The following is a 2685-nucleotide window of genomic DNA, read 5'->3' as shown; positions in this document are numbered from 1 at the left end:
GGGTGTGGGAGAGTAGGACACCGCCGAACACAACTTGATACTCGAGGCCCCGGTTGAGAACTGTCAAAGGTTCTCCCGGGGCCTCGAGCTTTTTGCGGGTGCGTGCGGTGCTGCCCCGGACGAGTGGGCAGCACCGCACGGTCAAGCCAGCAGAGCCTCCACATCGGTGCGCAACATCGCCATCGTCGACATCGCATCCACTCGCACCTCAGCCAGAGCCGCCTCGTCCGCCACCGGGCGCGTCACCTGCAGGTAGCACTTCAACTTCGGCTCGGTGCCCGACGGGCGGATCACCACCCGCAACCCACCGCCGGCGATGCGCAACGCATCCGTCTCCGGCAACAAGTCCTCCATTTCCACAGCCGCGCCGCCCAGCTCGGTCGGCGGCGACTTCCGCAGGCGTGCCATGAGCTGCCCGCGGACCGACAGATCCGTCACCCGCAACGACACCTGGTCCGTGACGTACACCCCGTGCGCGACGGACAGCCGGTCCAGCTCGTCGAGTAGCGACCGGCCCTCGGCCTTCACCTTCGCGGCCAGGTCACACGCGAGGGTCGCCGCGGCGATGCCGTCCTTGTCCCGCACGAAGTCCGGGTTCACACACAGCCCCAGAGCCTCCTCGTAGGCGAACACCAGCCCGTCGCCGGAGCGGGTCAGCCACTTGAAGCCCGTCAGGGTCTCCGCGTACCGGGCGCCGTGGGCCCGGGCGATGTCCCCCAGCATCGCGGCCGACACGATCGTCGTCGCCACCAGCGGGTCCGGGTTGCTCGTCGTCGACAGGACGTATTCGCCAAGCAGGACCCCGGTCTCGTCCCCGCGGAGCATCCGCCACTCACCGGTCGCGTCCGGCACGCCGACGGCGCAGCGGTCCGCGTCCGGGTCCAGTGCGATGGCGAGGTCGGCGTCGACCTCCGCGGCCAGCGCGAGCAGCAGGTCCGTCGCGCCCGGCTCTTCCGGGTTGGGGAAGGACACCGTCGGGAAGTCCGCGTCCGGAGCCGACTGCTCGGCGACCAGGTGCACGTCGGTGAAGCCGGCGCGGGACAGCGCCTCACGCAGGACCTCCGCGCCGACCCCGTGCAGTGCGGTGGCGGCGACCCGCAGCCCGCGGTGCGGCGACCGCGGGACCTGCGACACCCGGTACAGGTACTCGTCGAGGATCTCGTCGCCGAGCACGGTCGCCCCCGGTTTGCGGGGCACGCTGATCGCGCCGGGGGCCGCGGCGATCGCCGTCTCGATTTCGGCGTCGGCGGGCGGCACGATCTGGATCGCGACGTCGTCGTACAACTTGTAGCCGTTGTCGGCAGGCGGGTTGTGCGACGCGGTGATCTGGATGCCTGCCGCAGCGCCGAGGTGCTTCGTCGCGAACGCCACCAGCGGTGTCGGCAGGGGGCGGGGCAGGACCCGGACGTCGAACCCGGCCGCGTGCAGCACCTCGGCCGCCGCGGTCGCGAACTCCTCCGAGCCGTGCCGGGCGTCCCGGCCGACGACGACGATCCCGCCTGCCTTGCCGTGCGCGGTCAGCCAGGTCGCGACCCCGGCCGTGGTGCGGACGACGACGGCGGTGTTCATGCCGTTCGGTCCGGCCCGGACGGGGCCGCGCAACCCGGCGGTGCCGAACTCGAGCGGACCGGCCATCCGGTCCGCCAGGTCGGTCACCGCATCGGGGGCGCCGTTCATCGCAGCGGCGAGCACGGCCTGCAACTCCTGCCGCGCGGCCGCGTCCACGTCGTCGGCGATCCAGCGGATCGCGCGGTCGCGGAGTTCGGGGGTGAGGCGGCTCATGCGCGCGCGACGAGCCGGCGCAGCAGGGTGCCCATCTTCTCGGCCGACGCGCGTCCGGCCTCCAGGACCTCCTGGTGGCTCAACGGCTCGCCGGTCATGCCCGCGGCCAGGTTGGTGACCAGGGACAGCCCGAACACCTCGACACCGGCGGCACGGGCGGCGATCGCTTCGAGGACGGTCGACATGCCGACCAGGTCGGCGCCGAGCGTGCGCAGCATGCGGATCTCGGCGGGGGTCTCGAAGTGGGGGCCGGGCAGGCCCGCGTAAACGCCCTCGGTCAGGCTCGGGTCGATCTCGCGCGCGAGGTCCCGCAGGCGGTGCGAGTACAGGTCGACCAGGTCGACGAAGTTCGCGCCGGTGATGGGGGAGGTCGCGGTCATGTTGAGGTGGTCGCAGATCAACACGGGCTGGCCGACCTGGTAGTCGTCCCGCAACCCGCCGGCGGCGTTGGTGAGCAGAACGGACTTCACCCCAGCAGCAGCGGCAGTCCGCACGTTGTGCACGACGCGGCCCACGCCCTTGCCCTCGTACAGGTGGGTGCGGCCCAGGAGCACCAGGGTGCGCTTGCCGTCCACGTCCACGGAGCGGACGGTGCCACCGTGTCCGACGGCGGTCGGGGTCTCGAAGCCGGGCAGCTCACCGAGCGGGATCTCCGCCTCGGGCTCGCCGATCACGTCCGCCGCGGGACGCCACCCGGAGCCCAGCACCACCGCGATGTCGTGCTTGGCGAATCCGGTGCGCTCCGCGATGGTGGCGGCAGCAGCCGACGCCACATCTTGTTCGGTCATGGAGCCATCTTCCCAGCGGCCTGCCACGGCCGTGCCCCACCCCGAGGTGGATGCCCCCCGCGCTGTCGCGCGGAAAAAGCGCCTCACGCGCTCAAATGGTCACCTTTCGACCACC

Annotated in this window: 2 protein-coding genes; both read right to left on the bottom strand. The window is 71.7% G+C overall.

From position 1 onward, the window contains the following. Window positions 1-141: 141 nt before the first annotated feature. A complete protein-coding gene (locus ACCP09_RS38635) occupies window positions 142-1782 on the bottom strand; it encodes a phospho-sugar mutase (protein ID WP_433753975.1) in 1641 nt (546 codons plus the stop codon). After that, window positions 1779-2570, bottom strand: a complete 792-nt coding sequence (locus tag ACCP09_RS38630) for a purine-nucleoside phosphorylase (RefSeq protein WP_027932495.1) — start codon at window positions 2568-2570, stop codon at window positions 1779-1781. Before ACCP09_RS38630 ends, ACCP09_RS38635 begins: the two co-directional genes overlap by 4 nt. Window positions 2571-2685 lie beyond the last annotated feature (115 nt).

Origin of the sequence: Amycolatopsis sp. 3B14, assembly GCF_050958625.1 — a bacterium.
Lineage (GTDB): Bacteria > Actinomycetota > Actinomycetes > Mycobacteriales > Pseudonocardiaceae > Amycolatopsis_E > Amycolatopsis_E thermoflava.
This window is presented reverse-complemented; position numbering and strand designations above follow the sequence as displayed.